The sequence below is a fragment of the Ignavibacteria bacterium genome (assembly GCA_016707005.1).
In the GTDB taxonomy this organism is placed as follows: Bacteria; Bacteroidota; Ignavibacteria; order Kapaibacteriales; family Kapaibacteriaceae; genus UBA10438.
Genome location: JADJIQ010000001.1, coordinates 489,497 through 510,084, shown reverse-complemented (window position 1 = coordinate 510,084; position 20,588 = coordinate 489,497). Strand labels below are relative to the sequence as shown.

Sequence of the window (20,588 nt, the reverse complement as noted above, 5' to 3'; positions counted from 1 at the left end):
GTCATCGTACGATGAGAAGGGGCACTGTGGAGCGATGTCCTTCTGCGTCAACATGGACGAGATATGCGCCTTGCGGGAGATCCATCACAGAGAACGTTGCCTTGCCATTGCCGTCACCGTCCAATTCACATGTCCAGGTGGTTAACATCCGGCCCGTGATGTCTGTAACCGTTGCGGTTGCAATACCAAAGTGCGGAGCACGGATAGTAAGCAGTACGCTGCTGTTTGCAGGGGTAGGCACGATGGTTACGGATTCGTTCTGTTCCGTGGTTTCTGCATAGATCACATGAACTCTGCGATTCAAAACGTCTCTTGCATCCACGGCATTCAATGTCAATCGATCCGTTGCATTCACCGGACGATACCGTACGCGGAGAATTCCACCGCTTCCGTTCACTCCGTCCTGCGTCTGTGTAAGTCCCACGAGATCCGTGCGAAGTTCGCCGGAACGCAGGTCAACAAAACTGGATGGGGTTGTCTGCGGTCCATCGAACAACCTACCGATGCTCACTCGTGCACTGCGCATGAGTGAAGGTTCACCGTTGACCATTAAGCTCAGCCCAAGGAGTGTGCGTGCAGAGACACCATCGATACGGAGCTCGCGTTCGCCACTCATGAGTAGTACGTCCTCAACTCTAAGGGTAAGGGGCTCAACAGGCATGGTACGGAGGTCATCGATCTTTCCAAAGCCCCTTGTCCAGTTATACATCTGGGCGAAGACGATCTGGTCTTCGAAGTTCACCAGACCATCCGGACGATATGGATAGGTCTCGATCATGAACGGCGGTGCTCCGGGAGCGTCACCGGTGATCATGGATACCATATCACCCTTACGATCGGTTGTGTTCCAGAAGGACACAAAGACCGTGTAGTCAGGGAAGTTCACTGCGTTGTTGCCGTCGAAGTCGCCAAGGAGAACTCCCGTGTGACCTGCAGGCTTGTCGGAGTTGACCTTTTTCCCATCAACCCAACAAATGCCACGCATATCAGATTCGTTATTGAATGTCCACGTGGCTGGGTCGCCATCGATCACATCGTAGGAACCAGGCTGGAGTGTCTGACTGATGTCAACGATCCAGAGAGCATTGTCGACCGTACCGCGTTTTTCTCCGCGTGGGTTCCACGGACCATAGATCTGACCCGTTTGTGCGTTCTTGATGGACAGTGGTTTTGGAGGACCACCCTTGCTATGCAGGGTTTGTACGCGCGTGATCACGTATGGTTCAGTGATCTGGAATGTGGCAGGTTGTGCCGTGCCATTTGTAGGGTCAGCATCATTGAAGTTCGTGAAAACAGATCCCACACCGGATCCTGGTCCGTTTGTGGCTGTTGCACAGACCAATTCCCCATCGCGCGTACGTGCGGCGATGTTCGCATTCACAGCATTCCGAAGTTGAGCGCGTGTGATACGAACCGTTGAACGTGCCGTTGTGCTCTTTGCGCGGAATGTGAGGTAGTACATCGGGCCACTGCCTTGTACGCCGGCAGGGTTACCACCAACGCGGACAACATTGAGTGTGATGCGACCAACGTCTGCATCACTGAAGTTGCTCAGGTCGCTGAGGATATCACGTGGTGGCGGACTTAAGAACTCGCCTTCGCGATGGCCAACAAGCTCTACTTGGGCAGGATCGAACTCAACGTTGATCTCGGCGCCCATAAGCCCCTTACTATCCGTGATGTTCCGCACACTAACGGCTAGAGTTGAGGTTGCATTTCCAGGAGGCAGCGTTGTTTGCTCAGCATCAATGAAGACTACAGCTTCGGAGGTATTAACCGGAGCTTTGTAGTTCTTGGAATCGGACTTCGTGATGATCGTTGTTGGTGCACTCTTGAGAGGGGCGGTCATAACCACCTTCACGTTCCTCGTGGATCCATCTCGTTTCTGGTTGGTGGTTGTATACCGCATACGATAGGCGTTTCCGAGCGTGGAAGCAGCATCGTCGTTCGCTTCATCGAGATCATCGCCCTTGGTGTACATCCGTCCCCCGCTTCGTTCAGCGAGTGCACGTAAGGCTGGGTCGCCCTTGATATCGGTTACACCGAGAATGAAGACCGGAACACCCTTTGAAGCAGCGTTTTGTGTTGCAAAGGCAGCGAATTGCGGATCCGTGATGCGACCGCTTGTGAGGACTACGACGATCTTGTATTTCTCAGGCTGCAGAGCTGCTTTGTCCACAGCTTCGGTGATCGCGGACATGATCACAGCTTCTTCTCCCGTTGGACCGGGCTGGAGTGCCGCTTGTATCAGTGCACCGGCATCATTTGTGAAATCGATCTTCTGCTGCACTACGTCTGCGAATTGAAAGAGCGTGATCCTCCAGTTCGGCTTCATGTTCTCCGCCATGCCCTGAACGAGGGTTATCAACTGTTGTTTTGTTGAATCCGGGATACCCGTGCTTCCATCGATGACAATGGCTGCGGCGGCCGGTTCGTTCTCATCAGGTTTACTGGCGGACTTTGTGTCCATAGAGAACAATTGCTTTACTCCGTCTTCGAAGAGTTCGAAGTTCTCATAGGTCAGGTCGCCGAGCATACCTTCACGTGCCTGACCAACCGTAACGTTGATGTCCACAACAGGGAATTCTGTTGGATTTCCAACAGCATTGATGTCAATACTGCTGAGTGTGACGTTGATGGAATCATTTGTCACAGGAGCTGGCCCTTCAACAACACCACCACCGTCACATGATCCCGGGGCGAACTGTGTGAGATCGCAGAGAACCAATTCTGCACGATCATCGAACATCTCAACCCACGTGATATCGTTCTTCCCTGCAGACTTCCGGTCGTAATACGTCCAAGGAATGTTGGTCTGCATCACTGAAGTGGTCTTTGAGACCATTACTGGACATGGCCAGTTATCCGTGACATTGTAGACATAGGCACCGCCACCTTGCTTCGAGGTATGGTTGATCTTTGTTGCTGCGATCATCACCTTGCCGTTGGCAAAGCCGATCGAAGGCACATACCAAAACTGAACCGGATCACCGATGGACTTTGCAGTGCTAAGAACGCCATTCTTCGCAGTCACATATGTCATCTGCGTTGCACCAGCATCTGTTTCGTTCTTGCTGGATGTGTAGGCGATGTGTACGGTGCCTGTGGCGTCAATAGCGAGGTCGAATCCACCTACTCGTGCAAGATCAGAAGCAACAGTGATGCCCGTAGTCCACGGCCAGCCGCGCCACTCTCTCAAGACGATCTTGTATCTCTCAGGAGTGACAGATGTCTGTTCGGCGTAGATAAGATAGAGTGCGTTGTCTGGACCTGCACCGAGCACAGGAGATGTAGCACCCGACCCAAAAGCGTCATCATTGGGTATAGAGGTTATAGCCGTTTCCGATTCCCATGTAACTCCCGCATCATTTGAAATGCGGTGTTTGATGTTGTAAGGAGGATCGCTCCATCCGTGTGCGGCATAATACACGGCATGCAGTCTGCCTTGTGTATCAAAGGCAATGAGTGCACCATAGTCCCAATCACCCCATCCCTGATCATGCAGATAGAATGGGGCTGACCACGTTGCACCACCATCAGTTGAACGCTTGTAGTAGCTACCTACATTGAATTGGCCTGCTACATGGAGTGTTCCACTGGCATCAACGAGCAGCGCGTTGGTATTACTTGAGTTCGGTTCTGATTCAGTTCGAACCGGTGTTGACCATGCTGTGCCATCGTTTGTGCTCTTTGTATGGTAGACATATCCAGGAGCGATCCAATATTGTGCGTGGAGTGTTCCGTTCGCTTCACGAGCCGTAGTAACTCCATTCATGGCAGTCATTAGTCCGGGATAGTAGTCACCTTCCCATGTTGGAGTTCTGGAGGCAATTGCTTTATCACATCCTTCACCCGGTTGGGTTCCACCTCCGGCAGTGGCAGTGAACGCAACGTCTACATGGTTCTGATTATTGATCGTGATCGTGGCCGAAGCTGGGACGAATGTCATCCCGTCACGTTTTGGCGTGACAGTGATCGTTCCATTGTTCACTCCATTGAGAGCGAAATATCCGTTTGCATCGGTAACGCCCATTTTTCCGTCACCGGACACTTCAACTCCGGCAAGCCCCTTACCATTGAGCATCACTCTACCGGTTACGCTGAAGCCGGCGCGTTCACCTTGCCAGCCGCCGGACCAAGCAGTGCCGCCAACACCGTAGCGCCAGCTGCCCGTGAAGGACGTACAGTTTCCGGACATTGTGAATTCGATATCTCCTGCATCATGCGAAGGGGCGTAGGATGGATACTCAGACCACAGGCCCGTGAGTTTTGTACCAACAACCTTTCCATTGATGCGACCAGCGTCGTGAGTATACGTTCCCCATACACTGTCGGCAACCTGTTGAAGCACCATGGTGCCCCAGTTCGTGTTCCAGGTTCCCGCCCATGTGCATGCTGAACTTCCTCCGCCACCTCCACCGCCCCCTTCACCATTGCGATACAAAACGGTTTTGAAGTTCGACGTAGTGCTTTGGATGTTCATGTCGTCACTGGTACCGGTGGACAAGACGTCCACATCTCCATCCTTATCCAGATCTGCAACCGTTGCATATCCGTGATTCGTTGGACGCAAAACTGGTCCGGCGCTGAACGAACCGCCCGTGTTCTTGAAGAACTTCGAGATCGGTCCAACAGCATCACGATGGAAACCAGTTACGAAAAGATCGAGTGAACCATCTTTATCGTAGTCCACCCATTGTGCATAACAGGTACGGTCTGCCGCCTCGATATTGGTGGCTGGAAGTTTTGCAAATGTTGTTCCCCCATCGTTACGATAGAGGTGTGATTTTCTGTTGTCACCGGAGCCGGTCCAACCTGTTACATACAGGTCTACGTCGCCGTCCTTATCATAATCGCCCCAAGCTCCCCAAGCACTGCTGGCATAGCCTTCGAACGAAGACGTCACCGCCGTGAAGTTCAGGCCGCCTGCATTATGATAGAGCTTTCCGCTCAGGCTGCTACTGGACCGTCCGCAGATGAAGACGTCCATGAGACCATCTTTGTCATAGTCTCCCGGCGAGGCCATCAACGCTGATTCAAAGCTGACGATGGCTTTTGCAAAGTTGCCGTTGGTGTTGGTGTAGATGACCACTTGGTCTCCGGTTCCAACACCGGCCAACAGAACATCAAGGTCATTGTCGTTGTCGAGATCCGTCCAAAAGGCCGATGCGGCCCATGCAGAGGCCTCTGGCGACATCAGCGATACGCCGATATCCGTGAAGGTGAAGTTCCCGTCGTTTCGGAAGATCTTTCCGAGTCCGCTCGAGGCCGTACGGCCAATGAGCAAGAGATCGGGATCACCATCCTTGTCATAGTCACCAAACGAGGCCCAGCCTGCTAAGGCAACGGCTGGTATTGTTGTTGGACGTTCTGTGAACGTCATGTTTCCATCATTGCGGTAGAGTTTTACCGCAAGAGTCTTTCCATCAGGCGATGTTGAGCCGGAGAGAAAGACGTCGAGATCGCCGTCCTTATCGATATCGGCAGTGGCAACCATACTCTGCCACATATTGGGCATCGAGGTTGCAACTTCAGTAAAGGGGCTCTGCGCACGTATGAGCGTGGCTGTGAGCAGGAAGGCGAGGGTAGTGATAAACCGTAACATGGTACCTCCTAGACTCAGTGATATTTCTATCACAAAGGTCTCGGAAGTACCATGCCGGTACTATGACGATTGTCACAAAGGGGAGATGCCGTACATCAGATCATTTGATCTTCGTTGCGATCGATTTGGCTTGGAGGAAGAGCATCAGGTAGTCGTGTCCGCCAGCCTTGGAATCGGTACCACTCATGTTGAATCCGCCGAACGGATGTCCGCCTACCATGGCACCCGTACACTTGCGATTGAGGTAGAGATTCCCGCAATGGAACTCCTCGCGTGCGCGTGCGATCTTCTTGGCATTCTTCGAAAAGACAGCGCCGGTAAGACCATAGATGGTGTTGTTGGCAATAGCGAGAGCATCGTCGAAGTTCTTGGCCTTGCATACGGCAAGGACCGGTCCAAAGATCTCCTCCTGCATAAGTCGGGAGTTTGGCTTGAGGTTCACGAATACCGTAGGCTCGATGAAATATCCACTGAGCCCCTTAACCTTCTTCCCGCCACAAATGAGTTTGCCTTCTTTTTTCCCGATCTCGATGTAATCGAGGATTGTTTTCTCGGCACGCGGACTCACCACTGGTCCCATACGCACATCATCCTTTGGATCCCCGATCACGATCTTATCTACCTCGATCTTAAGCTTGGTCACGAATTCATCATAGACCTTTGCATCAACGATCACACGTGAGCATGCAGAACACTTCTGACCTTGGAAGCCGAAGGCGGCAGCTACGGTTCCGGCAACTGCTGCATCGACGTCAGCTTCGGAGTCCACAACGATACCGTCCTTACCACCCATCTCGGCAACAACACGCTTGATCCAGATCTGACCCGGCGCTGTTTTGGCGGCAAGTTCATTCACATGTAGTCCAACTTCCATCGATCCTGTGAAGGAGATGAACCGTGTCTTAGGATGGCCTACTAGATAGTCTCCTGCTTCGGCGCCGGAAGCAACGAAATAGTTGAGAACGCCGGCAGGTAGTCCAACTTCCTTCATGATGTCTGCAAAGAGCCAACCCATCATCGGTGAATCACTTGAAGGCTTGAGGACAATGGTGTTCCCTGAAACGATGGCAGCAGCAGACATCCCGGCAAGGATGGCGAATGGGAAATTCCATGGTGGGATCACCACACCTACGCCGAGCGGCACGTACACCAGCTCATTCTTCTCACCCGGTTGCGGGACGATCGGTTGTGGTCCGGCAAGACGCAGAGCATCGCGACCATAGAATTCCAGGAAGTCGATCGCTTCGCACGTGTCGGCATCAGCTTCGAGATAGTTCTTCCCAACCTCAGAGATCATCCATGCGTTGATCTCGAGGCGACGCTTGCGCATCACATCTGCGGCCTTGAAGAGATACTGCGCACGTTGTTTCATCGGCACGGTCTTCCACGACTCAAAAGCCTTGAGCGCAGCCTTCATAGCCTTTTCTGCATCATCGGCTCCAGACTTCTGGAACGTACCGATGATCTCTTTGGGTTCTGCGGGATTCACACTCACGGTCTTCTTTGCCGTGATGAGCTTCTTACCGCCAATGATGTTCGGATATTCCTTACCGAACTTCTTACGAACAGCATCGATCGCTGCACGTTGTTTAGCTGCGATCGCAGGTTTCGAGAAATCGAGATAGACCTCGTTCTTGAACGCTTTCATCGTATCCTCATAATTGGAGATACGCAAATTACGACCCGTTCGTCGTAGGTTCGGTATCACACGACAAATACGAGCATGATCGAATCATTAGTGACGTTTTTTCAGGGGTTGCCACCGGCCGGGGTCTTGGCTCTGACGTTTGGTATCGCCTACATAGAGAATCTCTTCCCACCCTCCCCAAGCGATGTATTGCTGGTCTTCATCGGCACGATCGTTGGTGTGGGTGTAGTGGGCTTTGTTCCAACGTTGATCGCAGCTACTGCCGGTTCCGTCCTCGGGTTTTCTACGGCCTACGGCCTGGGTCGGCGTTATGGTGATGCCATTGCCGATTCTCCGATGGTGCCCTTTATCACTCGGGATCTGATCGCCAAGGTCGAACGCTGGCTTGATAAGTATCATGGCCTGATCATCATTGCCAACCGATTCCTCGCCGGCACGCGCGCGGTGATCTCCTTCGTTGCCGGGATCTCCAAGCTTCCCTTCCCTCGTACGCTGGTTTACTGCACCGTCAGTGCCGCCTTATGGAATGCCTTGCTCCTGACGATAGGCGTGAATGTAGGAGCACGGTGGCGTGACGTAGACCAATACATCTCCGCCTATGGTTGGGTTGTAACGGGGCTCCTTGCTATTGGGGTAACCATTTGGATCTACCGCAAAAGGAAACGGCGAACCGAGTGATCGGTTCGCCGCTGAAGGTGCAATGTTCTGTAGTAGGCTTAGCCTTCTGTTCCCCAGTCCACAAGCAACGAGAAACGAAGTGTGTTACCCAACGGGTGATTCTGTTCAACGGTAAGATAGTAGCTGAAGTCTACCTTGAACACATCGTAGCGTACACCGGCACCTAGTGTGAAATACTCACGTGCACCTGCCGCTGCCGGCTCGGCGAAATATCCACCGCGGAGAGCCACGATACGGTCGTAGATATACTCCATACCGATGCCTGTTTCGATGCCACCCGTACCCCATGCCGTGACGAACGACTTCGGGATCGGGTCGGAACCCAAGGAGTCACGCTTAACAAGCAACTTCATGAAATCGGCCGTGATCGTCAGGTCATTGAATTCATCTTCAACAAGCTTGAAGGCAACACCAAGACGAAGATTGGTTGGAAGCGGATCGGATTCTTTATCGTAGGTCATCTTTGGACCCACGTTCTGCAAGTTCACACCGAGGCGCAGGGTGTTATCGAGATTTGCGCCGAAGATCGAAAGCTTGGACGGACGCCAAAGGAATCCAAGGTCAAAGGCCCCGGAGACGCCAGTACCGGCACCGGATTGTCCAACGCTGGCAGGGGCCAGATTAGATTGGATGTACTTGATCTGGACGCCGGCTCCGAGATCCGGAGAGATCTCCGTGCCGTAGGAGAGGCCGATACTGAACTCATTTGAGCGGAACTTCCCAAGGGCCTGACCGCTCTCATTGGTCTTGGTGAATTCACCAAGGTTCATGAAGATGAACGTTCCGGCAAGGGTACCGCCGATAGCGTCAACGTATTGGCCGTAGGAACCATAGGAGTAAAAGAGGTCCGCATTGAACTGCGGAAGCCACTTTGAATAGCTAAGCGCTACTTGATTGGAAGCCTGATTAAAGGCCAGTCCACCAGGATTCCAGAATACTGCATTGATGTCATCTGCGAGGGCAGTTCCAACGTCACCCATGCCGCTGGCGCGAGCATCGGGGCTGATGAGCAGAAACGGGACCGCAGCGCCCCCTGCCTGACCGTACGATACGGCAGCAGTTAGCACAAAGGTGGTCATCAGAATTCCGCAGGTGCGGATCAGCGTCATGTTCTCTCCTAGTCTCGCAATGAAGAAGCAAAGTTAGCGAATGAGGCTTAGTTTCCCACTCACGAAGCTGACGCCGCCGAATTCATCGGTCAAACGTACAACGGCCTGATACATTCCCGTAGATGCAAGTGCACCGGCATTATCTCGTCCGTCCCAGGTAACATCTGCCGTTTGCATGTCCGTTACCCGCATTGGCCGTTCGGCAATCTCCCTACCCTCAACGTCATACACAAGCAGTACAGCCTCGAATGGTCTAGGACTGGCATGCGTGAAACGTATTGTAGTGCTCGTTGAGAATGGGTTCGGGAAACTCGTTACACCCTCGGCAGGAATTCCATCCTCGGACGTTACGATGCGGAAGGTTGTAGATGCCTCACTTACGTTATTAAGGACATCCCAAGCCTGAACATGTACGCTGTGGAGTCCGGCGCCAAGTCCAAAGATCTGCTTCTGTGCGCTGCCGGCCCTGCTGTTGGTAAGAGACGTAGTGAAGTTCGGTGTTAGGATCTCCACCGGACTTCCGTTATTGAACGTGGCCTGTATGTCGTGCCCAATGCCAACGCCAGTGGTATTGATCCCAGTGGCATCCTCCAGATCGACGATGAGGATTGGGTTCGGACGAACGATACCGCCGGCCAGGAATTTCCGCGAATCAAGAAAGATCGATATGGCAGGGCCATCGATCTCAGGATCGCTGATGCTTGTCACTCCGTCCACAACAACGCGGTCGCTAACGCCCATAGCGAATCGCTGATCATCACTCGCGGCATAGCCGTACAATCCGGCCGACTGAGAAGAGAAGGAGATGTCCTTCGGTACCACAAAGGTGCCGGTAAATCGACCGTTTTCAACTAAGAAGGAGCCACGGCAGAGGGCCGGACCCGACTTTGTGAACGTATTGACGGTATTGTATACGTCGGTATCAACCACCGTGAGCGTTCGCTGAGCATCGAGAAGCGAGATAGTAACGTTGCCCGAGAACGAGGCATCCGTTGTAGAATCTAGAGAACCAATGATGTCACCCTCGATCACCACCGTGCTGAGAGCCGAAACGGTTACTTGTTGTCCGGCCTTGGTGATATCCTGTCCATTGAGTTTCGTGAAACGCACGCGTTGCTCAGGCACCAGAATGCGGAGGGTAGGATCCCCTAACAAATGGAATTTCTCGTCGTTGTTTCCATTCTTCTTTTGCTTGACTCGATACATCGCCTCGCCAAGGGTTGGGAACTGCCCGTTATCATCACGAGTGAATAGGTCCGTGTAGAATTCTTCGTTGAGTTCAGCATTGGCAAGGGAGAACACAACGCGGGCTGCAGAGAAGACGCCGATAGCGCCTCCGGTTTCGAGCAGAATGAGTTCTTCTGCTCCGGACTGAATCTCCGTCATATCCCAGCGTGCAAAATCACAGGTGGCGGCTGTCAGGAAGAATGGCTTTGTAACATTTGACATTGCCTGCGGCGTGGTCTCTCGAGTGAAGATCTGCTCATGTGCCCAAACGCGCGGATTGCCATGTCCGATCCAGTTAAGGATGAGTGTACCAGTCGTATTAATGGTAGACACCATGTCCTGGGTCACGGTTGGTTTCCGCCTGCCCCTTGCTACATTTTCTGTTGGATACTCCACCATGTAGAGTTTACGGATCTGGAATTCTTTCGGGATATAGCTATCAGCAAGAATTTCGTTCTGGTCTAGGTGAGTTGATCGATCAGAGAGCCCGTCACCTTGTTGACCATCATCGGCGATAAGAGTGATCCTCGTGCGCCAATCGTCGAGAGAGGCAGCCCCCTCATAGTTGCGGATCTTGTCTGTGAGACGGTCTCCAACGGAATTGCTCGTTACCGGTAGTCGGCCGAGAGCTAGTTCCGGACGATTGTCGTTTCCTGCCACGCGTACGAAGAAGTCGTCCGTGGTATAGGTAACAAGCCCGTAGTCCTGATCATCCGGGTCAAGACTTTCATAGGGAATGATGAAGTTCGTCTGCGACGTGGAGATGTTCTTGTAGTCAAAATGTCCGTCTCCCCAGAACAACACAGACGATGGACGGGGCGTCCACTGCCCATAGGCCATGGCGATGAAATCGCGGATGGCCGTTGGATCCTGCATACCGTATGAGAACTGTGCATAGATCTCGTCGGTTGTAATGACCGTGGCTTTCACCTTCCCCTTGCTTGTTCGATAGTCGGCGTAACGTTGCGCTGATGCTTGAAGCGACGGATGAGTGATGACCAAGAGATCTGCACCGCGCGGAGACGTGCTCAGGTTGGGATAGGTGATTCGAGAAAGAGATGTTGAACGGAGGTTCGATGAGAGGAAGTACCGACGAGATGCTGTTCCGAGATCTTCTCGCACAACGAACATCCCGCCTGTGGCAGAGACGTTTTCGATCACCTGTGGTCGCGTTCTATCAGTTACATCCACTCCAAAGAGATCACCGGAGAATCCATTCACGGCATATTCATGCACGCCTGTTCCGTCAACCGACCAGAATTCGAATTCACCGTCTGCTGCTTGAAGCTGACGCGGATAGTGGATCTCAAACCAATCCAACATTCCTGACGAGGCCTTATCCGGACATGAATAGGCGATCTTTAAAACGCTTCGACCGTCAGAGGGCAGCACCTGTGCACTGATGGTTCCTTTTCCAAACGTGCTGTACGCATCCATGTACTTGGGAACAGCGCGGATCACGCTCTGGGCGACGAATGTGGAGTTCTCTGTGAACGTGGCGGTGCCGGAAGAAGATCCGCGATGGGCCACAACATATCGGTACTCCGCATTACCTGATCGGACAAGTCCGGGAAGGAGAGTATTGACCACGATGGACCCGCCATTCTCGATCGTGCGGCCAAACCAACGTCTGCCTGAGCCGGATGAATACGGACTTTGGATCTCTTCTTCATTGAACACCCTCCCTGTAACGATGGAAGGGCGTGTTGTAGGCTCTACGGTTGAACCAGGCCGTGCCGTTGCGCGAAGGCCATCTGCTCCGCCATACGAGAGGTAATAGGCACTTGAGGTGGAGTAGTGGTTGATGTAGTGCTCAATTGTAGCGCCGTCCTTGGCCCAGCCTGTTGTAGCTGAGGCATAGAAGATCACGTCACGAATACTTCCATCACCATTGGTCCGTACGATGATCGGCTGCTCGCGTAAGGTGCTGACCTTTGCTGAGTCGATCGGCTCCGGCAGTTCCATACCGCCGCGACCAAACACCCGGATAGACCGAGCTCCTGCTGCGTCCGTAGGAACTCCGGCATTACGCAGTTGGTCGGAGGTGACGCGGTAGATCCCCTCTTTGTCGATCGTCATCCGAAGCATGTTTGAGAACGACTCTTCAGCTTGTACGTTCTCGCCCTTTGTGAACCTCCCGGTTGTTCGAACGATCTGCCAAGGGGCTTTTGGGTTCAAAACATCCATTGTGGAGGGAACACTTGCTGTACCCTGAACATTGCCAGTGAACGTCAGCTGTACTTCGGCATTCTGCGTGATCGTAGTACGACCATTCTCCCGTGAAGCAACCACGATGGTCACACGAGCCACATGTCTATCTCCTGCAATGCCGTCGTAAAACAACACAACACGATCTGTGAGGGGGCGGGGTGCACGAATGAAGGCATCACCATCCCGCTGTTGAACGGTGAACGGTAAGCTTGAGCCAAGTGTGAACGTCCGGACGTCGTTACGGTCTAGCTGAAAACCATTCGGACCCGGAACAATGATATCCGCAGAGACTGTCCACTGGACGAATGATCCATCGGCGGATACGCGCATCTGTGCGCCTTCGATCACCGGACGCACTGTACGGCCATCTGATGCCGTAACCGTGTCCCATCGTCGTATCACGGGTACATAGGAGAACGAGAGAGCCTTTGCTGATCGCTCGCGTACGGTGAACCCCTTCGGTACGCGTGCTTCCATGGTGGTCGGAACAACTACCGCTGCAACCAGTAGGATGGAGAGCGATCGGACGACCGAACGGATGAGACAGGTCATGCTTGGGACTGATTCAGGTTTGTGAAGGTCTACGATCACGTTTGTGCCAGCACTAGAGACGCTGGACCCTGCATGTATTGTGTGCGCCAGCCTGTGAAAGTTACTATCGGACAAAAAAATGCCTCGCCATCAGGGGGGAATGAGATGGCAAGGCATGCAGCATAAAGAGGAAGTGACGACTCGCGTCGTCGAGCGGGAAACGAGACTCGAACTCGCGACCCCAACCTTGGCAAGGTTGTGCTCTACCAACTGAGCTATTCCCGCTTAAGAACAGTACAAAACTACGCCTGTGGGGTGGCATAGTCAATCCCTTTTTTGAAGCGTCGCCGTAACCCCTAGTCCCGACCCATTGTTAGCACTATCCACAGGGTTATCCACAGGGGTCATCACCTCGCGAAAAACTCGAAATCAGGCGTGGCTCTAAGCTTCTACCCTATTCCCCCCTCTAACACTCTAGCACTCTAGCACTCTAACCCTCTTAACTATCAAGCATTTATCAAAAACCGCCGAAGTTCTTTCTAAACGCCTGTTCGACGGATGTTCGGACTTGCTGCATGTCTATCATACGTCCTGTTTCGGCATAGAGAGAGGTTACGCCCTTATCTCGGATACCGCAAGGGATGATCGCATCGAACAAGCCGAGATCATTATTGACGTTTAGGGCAAAGCCATGGGATGTGATCCAACGGCTGCAATGAATACCGATAGCGCAGATCTTTCTGGTGCCATCCACCCACACGCCGGTGAGTCCGTCCACCCTGCCCCCTACCACTTCATATTCTTGAAGAACTTCGATGATGCACTGTTCGATGGTACGGAGGAACCAATGAAGGTCTTGTTTGCTGCGTGTGAGATTGAAGATCGGATAGCCAACGAGCTGACCGGGATTGTGAACGGTTGCTTCACCGCCGCGGTTGATCTCGATCACGTTCACGTGTCGTTGAATGAGTATCTCAGGATCCATCACAACACTTCCCTCTTGCGTTGTACGGCCGAGGGTGATCACGGATGGGTGTTCGCACAGAACGAGTGTATCAGGATGGTCTAAACGCAGAATGGCGTCGACAAGCTCTCGCTGCCGACGCCATGCTTCGTTGAATTCTATCAGACCCCAATCTTGAATGATCATGAGATCAGAGATTGACGCACTCGCCATATGCCATGGCTGCCGATTCCATGATGGCCTCACCAAGAGTTGGGTGTGCATGCACGGTCTTGACGATCGATTGTCCGGTTGCACCAAGCGTACGTGCAAGACCGATCTCATTGATGAGCTCCGTGACGTCCGGTCCGATCATGTGTGCGCCGAGGACTTCACCATACTTCGCATCGAACACGAGCTTCACAAAACCTTGTGCCTTGCCGATGCCGTGTGCCTTACCATTTGCAGTGAATGGGAACTTGCCAACCTTTACCTCGTAGCCGGCTTCCTTGGCCTTCTTCTCGGTGAGACCGATGCTTGCAACTTGTGGCTGACAATACGTGCAGCCTGGGATGTTCGAGAAGTCTACGCCGTCCGTGTGGTGTCCAGCAATGTGTTCAGCCGCAACGATACCCTCTGCCGATGCCTTGTGAGCAAGCCATGGGGCTCCTGCAACATCACCGATCGCATAGATATTCGGGACGTTGGTGCGGCAATATTTATCGACGGTGATCCATCCGCGCTCAAGTGTAACACCAACATTTTCGAGTCCGATGTTCTCAATATTGCCTTGCACGCCGATCGCATTCAGTCCGAGATCTGCGGTAAGGGTCTCCTTGGTTCCATCCTTCTTTTCGATGACCACTTCAACGCCCTTGCCCTTCTTTTTTGCCGATACAACCTTTGCTTCGGTGATGATCTTCATGCCGTCGCGTTCAAAGGTCTTACGAAGTTCCTTCGAGACATCTTCATCTTCAACAGGCAGAATACGATCGAGCATTTCGATCACCGTCACTTCTGTTCCGAAGGACTTATAGAAATACGCAAACTCAATACCGATAGCGCCGGCGCCCATGACGATGAGGGACTTTGGCGTCTTCTGCTGAAGCATGGCTTCAGTTGATGTGAGGATATACTCACGGTCAACATCGATGCCTGGGATCTGACGTGGTCGTGCACCCGTAGCGATCATGATGGTCTTTACCGTCACAACGTCCGTTACAGCACCGGCTTCATCTTTCACTTCCACCGTGGTGTTGTTCTTGATCGTTCCCCATCCCTTGATCAACGTGACCTTATGCTTCTTGAGAAGGAAGGATACGCCGCTGCTCATTTTGTCGGCTACGCCGCGCGAGCGCGCAATGACCTTTGGGAAGTCTACGTCGATCTCTTTCAGACCGAATCCGTAGTCCTCAGCATGCTTCAAGAAGTTCATGTATTCGGCATTCTTCAGGAGCGACTTCGACGGGATGCAACCCCAGTTGAGGCAGACGCCGCCAAGACGGTCACGCTCGATACAGGCCACCTTGAGGCCCAATTGCGATGCACGAATGGCCGCTACGTAACCTCCGGGACCGGAGCCAATGACAACAAGATCGAACGAATGCTGATTCATAGGGAGATGGAGCATGTAATTGGTGAGAACGATACGAACAACAAAAATACGAGAACCTAGGCCTCGAACTGCCTCCTAAAAAACATGGATTGCAACTCGTCTGACTACGGCGTATGTTCCCGACCAATGGTTCGGCAAGTTCTGGCCGAACACGCTTTCCAACTCATTGGAGGAAGTCATGACACTTCGAGGTGGACTCATTGCCGTAGTTCTAGCGGCCCTTGTGATGTTCTTGCTTGATTTTGTGTTCTACATGTTTCTCATGCCAATGCCGGCTGAGTGTAAGACGGCACTTGCATCTGTTTCGTACACAGAAGCCAATATGCCAAGCCCAGCATGGTATTATCTGATGGAACTTGCTGTGGCCGGGCTCATTGCCTTTGCCACACTCCAAGTACCTCTTACAGTGGGCCAGGCAGCCCAGCGCGGTGCTTTGATCCTGGTTATGATCACTGGTGCAATCGACATCAATTGGGGCATGTCGATCAACGTCCCATGGCCTATTTCGGGTCTGTTTATTGAAGTTGCCTATCGTGCCGTCCTTGGCGCAGTTGCCGGTGCTGTTACGGTGATCCTTGCAAAGAAATTCAGTGGAGCAACAGCATGAACAGAGCTTCAATACTCTCAATCATCGCTGGTGGATTGGTCTATTGGGTCCTCGAGGGAACGTGGATGGGGCTTGTCATGATGGAGCATTACAAGGCCGCTATGGCACCGTATAGCTCTGTGATGAACTCCATGGAGGACGGAAATCCGGCGATGTGGTTGATCACAACGATGATCACTGCCGCGCTGATGATGTGGTTCACACAACGAGGCTCGGTGACAGTAGCCAGCACAGCAACGGTCGGTGCTGTGATGCTCGGTACGTTCACGTTCATGATGGAGTTCAGCATGAACATGTTCTTTGCCAACTATCCGTTCATCCCAACATCACTCTATTCCGTTGCTTGGGAGATCGTTGCCGGCGGCATTACCGGCGCAGCAATGGGCTTCATCTACGGAAAGCTCAACAAGACCGCCTGACGCTCATTTGTCATTGCACAAACGAAAAGAGCCCGTCCCCCCACAAGGAGACGGGCTCTCTCAATTTTCTCTAGCACTCTACCACTCTAGCAATCTAGCACTCTAGCACTCTAGCAATCTAGCACATTAGCTGTAGTACTCCGTTGCCTCATAGATCAGCGGATCATTGATCGCTACGGCGTTGCGCTTCTGGTAGTTGCGAGCTGCAAGGATCATGAAGAGTCCGGCAAAGAACAGCCAGCCTGTGAGTTCCTGCCAGCCGAAGAGCACGCCTTCGATCTTCAGGATATGATGACCAACGGCAGGCATAATGATCCACGTGAGATCGATGTAGTGCGAGATAAGGATGATGATCGATGCGGCCACGAGGACGTTCGTCTTACGCTTCACATCTTGGCGCAGCAAGACCATGAACGGTACAACGAAGTGCATCAGAACAAGGGCGATACCGAAGAACTCCCAGCCGTGTGTTGTACGCGTGGCAAAGTAGATCGTCTCTTCTGGAAGGTTTGCGTACCAGATGATGAAATACTGGGAGAATGCGATGTATGCCCAGAAGACTGAGAAGGCGAACATCAGTTTGCCGAGGTCATGGAAGTGTTCGGCTGTGATGTATTCGCGGAGGTGACCGTTGTTGTAGAGGGCAACAGTCATTATCGTGACAACTGCAAGCGCACCAACAAAGTGTCCGGCGAATGTATACACACCCCAGATCGTCGAGAACCAGTGTGGTTCCAGAGACATCAGAAGGTCGAACGAAGCGAACGTGATCGAAAGCGCATACACAAGTACCCATGGGGCTGCGCGCTTCCAATTCTTCCGTGTTGGTGTGATATCCGTGGCTGAGGCATCCTGCTTGATCGAGTTACCGATCACAAAACGAAACATCCCGAACCAGAACAGGCAGTAGACACCCATACGGATCATGAAGGCCGTTGGATTGAGGTAGGCAGCCTTTTTCTGGAGGATCGGGTCATTCGCTGCATCGTGATGCGACCACTCATAGATTGAGTTGTGCGAGAGCATGTTGATAACGATCGGGATCAGGGCGATAGCCATGAACGGGACCATTCCTGTGAAGTTCTCGGCGATACGGCGGACAGCCGAACTCCATCCGGCACGTGCAAGGAATTGCAGGGCCGAAAAGAACATCATGGTGACGCTGATGCCGGCGAAATACCAGAAACCGAGCAGGTAATCAGCAAAGAAGCGCTCTTGACCGTTCAGAGCGAAGGTGGCTCCAAGACCAACAGCGCCGATAGCGGCGAGGACCATGCCGATCTTGTTGATCTTTCCGATGAGCGGAGTTGAGCCAAGGTTGACATTTGACATTGTGTGTTGCTCCTCTTCGCGATTACTGTGCTTGTGTCGTTGCTGCCGGCGCGTTGCTTGCTACACCTTCCACGCCTTGTAGCGTGCGGAGATAGCGGATGATCGCCCAGCGATCCGTTACCGAGATCTTGTCAGCATAACTCGGCATGAGATTCTGTCCGGCACTGATGATGTGGAAGATCCGTGCGTTCGAGAGTGCCGCCGTTTGCTCACGTGTGAGGTCTGGGATGCCCGGCCATTGACCGCGCTGTACCAGGATCGAGTTGCTCTTTGCGTCGTAGTTGTGGCATGCAGCACAGAACACATTGAAGCGATTCTGTCCACGAGCAAGTACGAACTCCGTTTGCGGGAGGTTCGGGTCGACGTTTACTGTTTCGGCTGCGTCGATATCACCTTGACCGAGTTGATACGGCTGTGCGCCGATAGCAACGGTCCCTTCAACAGGTGTCCGAACATTCGAACGATCGCTGAAGTAGGAGTTCCCCGACTGCGGGATCGCCTTGAACTGGTGATCCATATTCGAGAGGAACTCGAGTGGTGGTTGGTCTGAGAACCATGCGATCTTACCTGCCAAGACGAGCGTTGTAAAGCCCGCAATAACGAGGCCGATGAGGATCCAGAGGATGGGAAGCTTACGAGCGTTCATGCGTTGATGCCGTTGAGGTTCGTGATCATTCCGCCGAAGCGTTTACGAGGTGGACATTTACGGCACCGAGGCCGCGCAACATATCCTGAGTGCCGTCTGCCGAGAACCGGTCGTCGTCTGAATCAATGGTCACAACGAACGTATCGTCCGTTGCCTTTTTGAAGGATTCGTCTTCCTGATACTTGTTGTACCATGTAGGAAGGCGACAGAGGTGGAAGAGTCCCACCACGGTCATGATGGCTGTGCCAAGGATCGACAATTCAAAGTCGATCGGGATCGAGAACTGCCAATCAAAGAATCCCTTACCGCCGATGTTGAGCTTGTAGTCAATAGCGCCGGTCCATAATTGGAGACCAACAGCGGTTGACAAGCCCCCTACCAGACCGAGGAAGGAGATATACGTGATGATCGAACGCTTCACGCCCATTGCCTTGTCGAGTCCGTGAACAGGATACGGAGTATGGATATCCCAATTCCGAAACCCTGCATCACGCAACTTCTCAGCGGCTGCATAGGCAGCGTTGACCTCGGTGAATTCTCCGATGACGCCGACGGGTGTTGTACTCATATCAGGATCGACCTTGATCGTGTTTCGTTATGCGTGATGGTGGTGCTTAGGCTGGGCACCAGGAAGAATGCTCTTGATCTCTGCAATGGCGATTACCGGAACGAACTTCGCGAACAGAAGGAAGAGCGTAAGGAAGATGCCGAACGTTCCGATGAAGATCGAGATCTCCACCCACGTTGGTGTGTAATAACCCCACGATGCCGGAAGGAAGTCGTGATGCAACGTTGTGGCGATGATCGTGAAGCGTTCGAACCACATACCGATGTTCACAAAGATCGAGATGATGAACATCAGCGGGATGTTACGACGAGCCTTCTTGAACCAATACACCTGCGGAGAGACCACGTTGCAGAGGACCATCGTCCAATACGCCCATGCGTAGTCGCCCATGGCACGATTGATGAAGACCCAACGCTCCCAGTCACTTCCGGAATACCAAGCGATGAACATTTCCATCGCATAGGCATATCCAACCATCATCCCTGTTGCCAGGATGATCTTGTTCATGTTCTCAAAATGCTTGAGGGTGATGAACTGCTTGAGGTCGAGGACTTCACGCGTGATCACCAACAGCGTCATCACCATGGCGAAGCCGGAGAAGATGGCGCCGGCAACGAAGTATGGCGGGAAGATCGTTGTGTGCCAGCCAGGAAGGATACCCACGGTGAAGTCAAAGGAAACCACCGAGTGCACGGACAACACAAGAGGTGTTGAGATACCGGCAAGGATCATGTAGGCGATCTCGTAATGGTGCCAGTGACGTGCAGAACCCGTCCAGCCCATCGACAATACGCCGTAGATCTTCTTTGCGATATCGCTCTTTACGTAGTTACGAAGTGTTGCAAGGTCAGGGATCAGACCGATAAACCAGAACAGAGCCGATACCGTGAAATAGGTATTCACAGCGAACACGTCCCAGGCAAGGGGCGAGCGGAAGTTCACCCACATGTTCATTTGGTTCGGATACGGCAGGAGCCAATAGAAGAGCCACGGACGACCCGTATGGCTCAACACCATGGTCAAGGCGCAGATAACGGCGAAGATGGTCATCGCCTCCGCCGATCGGTTAATGGCTGTGCGCCACTTTTGACGGAAGAGGAAAAGGATGGCCGAGATGAGTGTACCGGCATGACCGATACCGATCCAGAACACGAAGTTCGTGATGTCCCATCCCCATCCGATCGGGTTGTTCAAGCCCCATGCCCCAATACCCGTTGCAAACGTATAGTAGAGAGCGAACAATCCCCAAGCTGCCATACCGCCTGTCACGGCAAGCGTGGCAAGGTATTTCAGGGTGATCTTCGATTCCACGATACTGGCGATGCGAGACGTTACGTCGCGCACCGATGGATTGCCGAGCACGAGGGTCTCGCGCACCGGCTCCTCATTATGTGAGGAGACATGCAATCTCTCTTGTTCCTGGACCACCGTCATGTTGGGTTCCCGTCT

13 protein-coding genes and 1 tRNA gene are annotated in these 20,588 nt (G+C 52.8%); 3 read left to right on the top strand and 11 right to left on the bottom strand.

Annotated features, from left to right (window positions below):
* Position 1: 1 nt before the first annotated feature.
* Together IPI29_02235 and pruA are read right to left on the bottom strand one after the other, a co-directional pair.
* Positions 2-5,605 carry a VCBS repeat-containing protein gene (locus tag IPI29_02235; GenBank protein ID MBK7411354.1) on the bottom strand — a complete coding sequence of 1,868 codons (5,604 nt, stop codon included), beginning with the start codon at positions 5,603-5,605 and terminating at the stop codon, positions 2-4.
* A 100-nt stretch (positions 5,606-5,705) separates the two neighbouring features.
* Positions 5,706-7,253, bottom strand: coding sequence for an L-glutamate gamma-semialdehyde dehydrogenase (pruA, locus tag IPI29_02230; protein ID MBK7411353.1), 1,548 nt, complete (start codon positions 7,251-7,253; stop codon positions 5,706-5,708).
* A gap of 75 nt (positions 7,254-7,328) precedes the next feature.
* Here pruA and IPI29_02225 point away from each other — a divergent pair, with 75 nt between their 5' ends.
* Positions 7,329-7,931: a DedA family protein gene (locus IPI29_02225; GenBank protein ID MBK7411352.1), complete on the top strand. Its 603-nt coding sequence runs from the start codon at positions 7,329-7,331 to the stop codon at positions 7,929-7,931.
* A gap of 38 nt (positions 7,932-7,969) precedes the next feature.
* On the opposite strand, the gene IPI29_02220 is transcribed toward IPI29_02225, so the two are convergent.
* From IPI29_02220 to lpdA, 5 genes are all read right to left on the bottom strand, one after another.
* Positions 7,970-9,040 (bottom strand): PorV/PorQ family protein, encoded by a 1,071-nt coding sequence (locus IPI29_02220; protein ID MBK7411351.1) that lies wholly within the window; start codon positions 9,038-9,040, stop codon positions 7,970-7,972.
* 33 nt (positions 9,041-9,073) lie between these two features.
* The gene (porU, locus tag IPI29_02215) at positions 9,074-13,030 is read right to left on the bottom strand and encodes a type IX secretion system sortase PorU (protein ID MBK7411350.1); all 3,957 of its coding nucleotides are present in this window, start codon (positions 13,028-13,030) and stop codon (positions 9,074-9,076) included.
* 191 nt (positions 13,031-13,221) lie between these two features.
* A tRNA-Gly gene (locus IPI29_02210) sits at positions 13,222-13,294 on the bottom strand.
* Between the two features lie 232 nt (positions 13,295-13,526).
* Complete coding sequence (gene lipB, locus IPI29_02205; GenBank protein MBK7411349.1) at positions 13,527-14,159, bottom strand: lipoyl(octanoyl) transferase LipB; 633 nt, start codon at positions 14,157-14,159, stop codon at positions 13,527-13,529.
* A gap of 4 nt (positions 14,160-14,163) precedes the next feature.
* A complete protein-coding gene (lpdA, locus tag IPI29_02200; GenBank protein ID MBK7411348.1) occupies positions 14,164-15,567 on the bottom strand; it encodes a dihydrolipoyl dehydrogenase in 1,404 nt (467 codons plus the stop codon).
* 178 nt (positions 15,568-15,745) lie between these two features.
* Between lpdA and IPI29_02195 the strand changes: the two genes are divergently transcribed.
* Both IPI29_02195 and IPI29_02190 read left to right on the top strand, forming a co-directional pair.
* Positions 15,746-16,174, top strand: a complete 429-nt coding sequence (locus IPI29_02195) for a hypothetical protein (protein ID MBK7411347.1) — start codon at positions 15,746-15,748, stop codon at positions 16,172-16,174.
* Positions 16,171-16,593, top strand: a complete 423-nt coding sequence (locus IPI29_02190) for a hypothetical protein (protein MBK7411346.1) — start codon at positions 16,171-16,173, stop codon at positions 16,591-16,593. The genes IPI29_02195 and IPI29_02190 overlap by 4 nt, the downstream gene beginning before the upstream one ends.
* A 126-nt stretch (positions 16,594-16,719) precedes the next feature.
* Here the strand turns inward: IPI29_02190 and IPI29_02185 are convergent, their stop codons facing one another.
* From IPI29_02185 to nrfD, 4 genes are read right to left on the bottom strand one after another with little or no spacing between them, the layout of a single operon-like run.
* Positions 16,720-17,925 carry a hypothetical protein gene (locus IPI29_02185; protein ID MBK7411345.1) on the bottom strand — a complete coding sequence of 402 codons (1,206 nt, stop codon included), beginning with the start codon at positions 17,923-17,925 and terminating at the stop codon, positions 16,720-16,722.
* Positions 17,926-17,947: 22 nt separating this feature from the next.
* Positions 17,948-18,571: a cytochrome c gene (locus IPI29_02180; GenBank protein MBK7411344.1), complete on the bottom strand. Its 624-nt coding sequence runs from the start codon at positions 18,569-18,571 to the stop codon at positions 17,948-17,950.
* Between the two features lie 25 nt (positions 18,572-18,596).
* Entirely contained in the window at positions 18,597-19,139 is a 543-nt protein-coding gene (locus IPI29_02175) for a DUF3341 domain-containing protein (protein ID MBK7411343.1), read from the bottom strand.
* 27 nt (positions 19,140-19,166) lie between these two features.
* Positions 19,167-20,573 (bottom strand): polysulfide reductase NrfD, encoded by a 1,407-nt coding sequence (gene nrfD, locus IPI29_02170; GenBank protein MBK7411342.1) that lies wholly within the window; start codon positions 20,571-20,573, stop codon positions 19,167-19,169.
* Positions 20,574-20,588: the final 15 nt, after the last annotated feature.

What these genes read in the sequence shown, in the direction of transcription:
- IPI29_02235 (MBK7411354.1), bottom strand. Translation starts at nt 5,605, where the DNA reads ATGTTACGGTTTATCACTACCCTCGCCTTCCTGCTCACAGCCACGCTC.
- pruA (MBK7411353.1), bottom strand. Translation starts at nt 7,253, where the DNA reads ATGAAAGCGTTCAAGAACGAGGTCTATCTCGATTTCTCGAAACCTGCG.
- IPI29_02225 (MBK7411352.1), top strand. Translation starts at nt 7,329, where the DNA reads ATGATCGAATCATTAGTGACGTTTTTTCAGGGGTTGCCACCGGCCGGG.
- IPI29_02220 (MBK7411351.1), bottom strand. Translation starts at nt 9,040, where the DNA reads ATGACGCTGATCCGCACCTGCGGAATTCTGATGACCACCTTTGTGCTA.
- porU (MBK7411350.1), bottom strand. Translation starts at nt 13,030, where the DNA reads ATGACCTGTCTCATCCGTTCGGTCGTCCGATCGCTCTCCATCCTACTG.
- lipB (MBK7411349.1), bottom strand. Translation starts at nt 14,159, where the DNA reads ATGATCATTCAAGATTGGGGTCTGATAGAATTCAACGAAGCATGGCGT.
- lpdA (MBK7411348.1), bottom strand. Translation starts at nt 15,567, where the DNA reads ATGAATCAGCATTCGTTCGATCTTGTTGTCATTGGCTCCGGTCCCGGA.
- IPI29_02195 (MBK7411347.1), top strand. Translation starts at nt 15,746, where the DNA reads ATGACACTTCGAGGTGGACTCATTGCCGTAGTTCTAGCGGCCCTTGTG.
- IPI29_02190 (MBK7411346.1), top strand. Translation starts at nt 16,171, where the DNA reads ATGAACAGAGCTTCAATACTCTCAATCATCGCTGGTGGATTGGTCTAT.
- IPI29_02185 (MBK7411345.1), bottom strand. Translation starts at nt 17,925, where the DNA reads ATGTCAAATGTCAACCTTGGCTCAACTCCGCTCATCGGAAAGATCAAC.
- IPI29_02180 (MBK7411344.1), bottom strand. Translation starts at nt 18,571, where the DNA reads ATGAACGCTCGTAAGCTTCCCATCCTCTGGATCCTCATCGGCCTCGTT.
- IPI29_02175 (MBK7411343.1), bottom strand. Translation starts at nt 19,139, where the DNA reads ATGAGTACAACACCCGTCGGCGTCATCGGAGAATTCACCGAGGTCAAC.
- nrfD (MBK7411342.1), bottom strand. Translation starts at nt 20,573, where the DNA reads ATGACGGTGGTCCAGGAACAAGAGAGATTGCATGTCTCCTCACATAAT.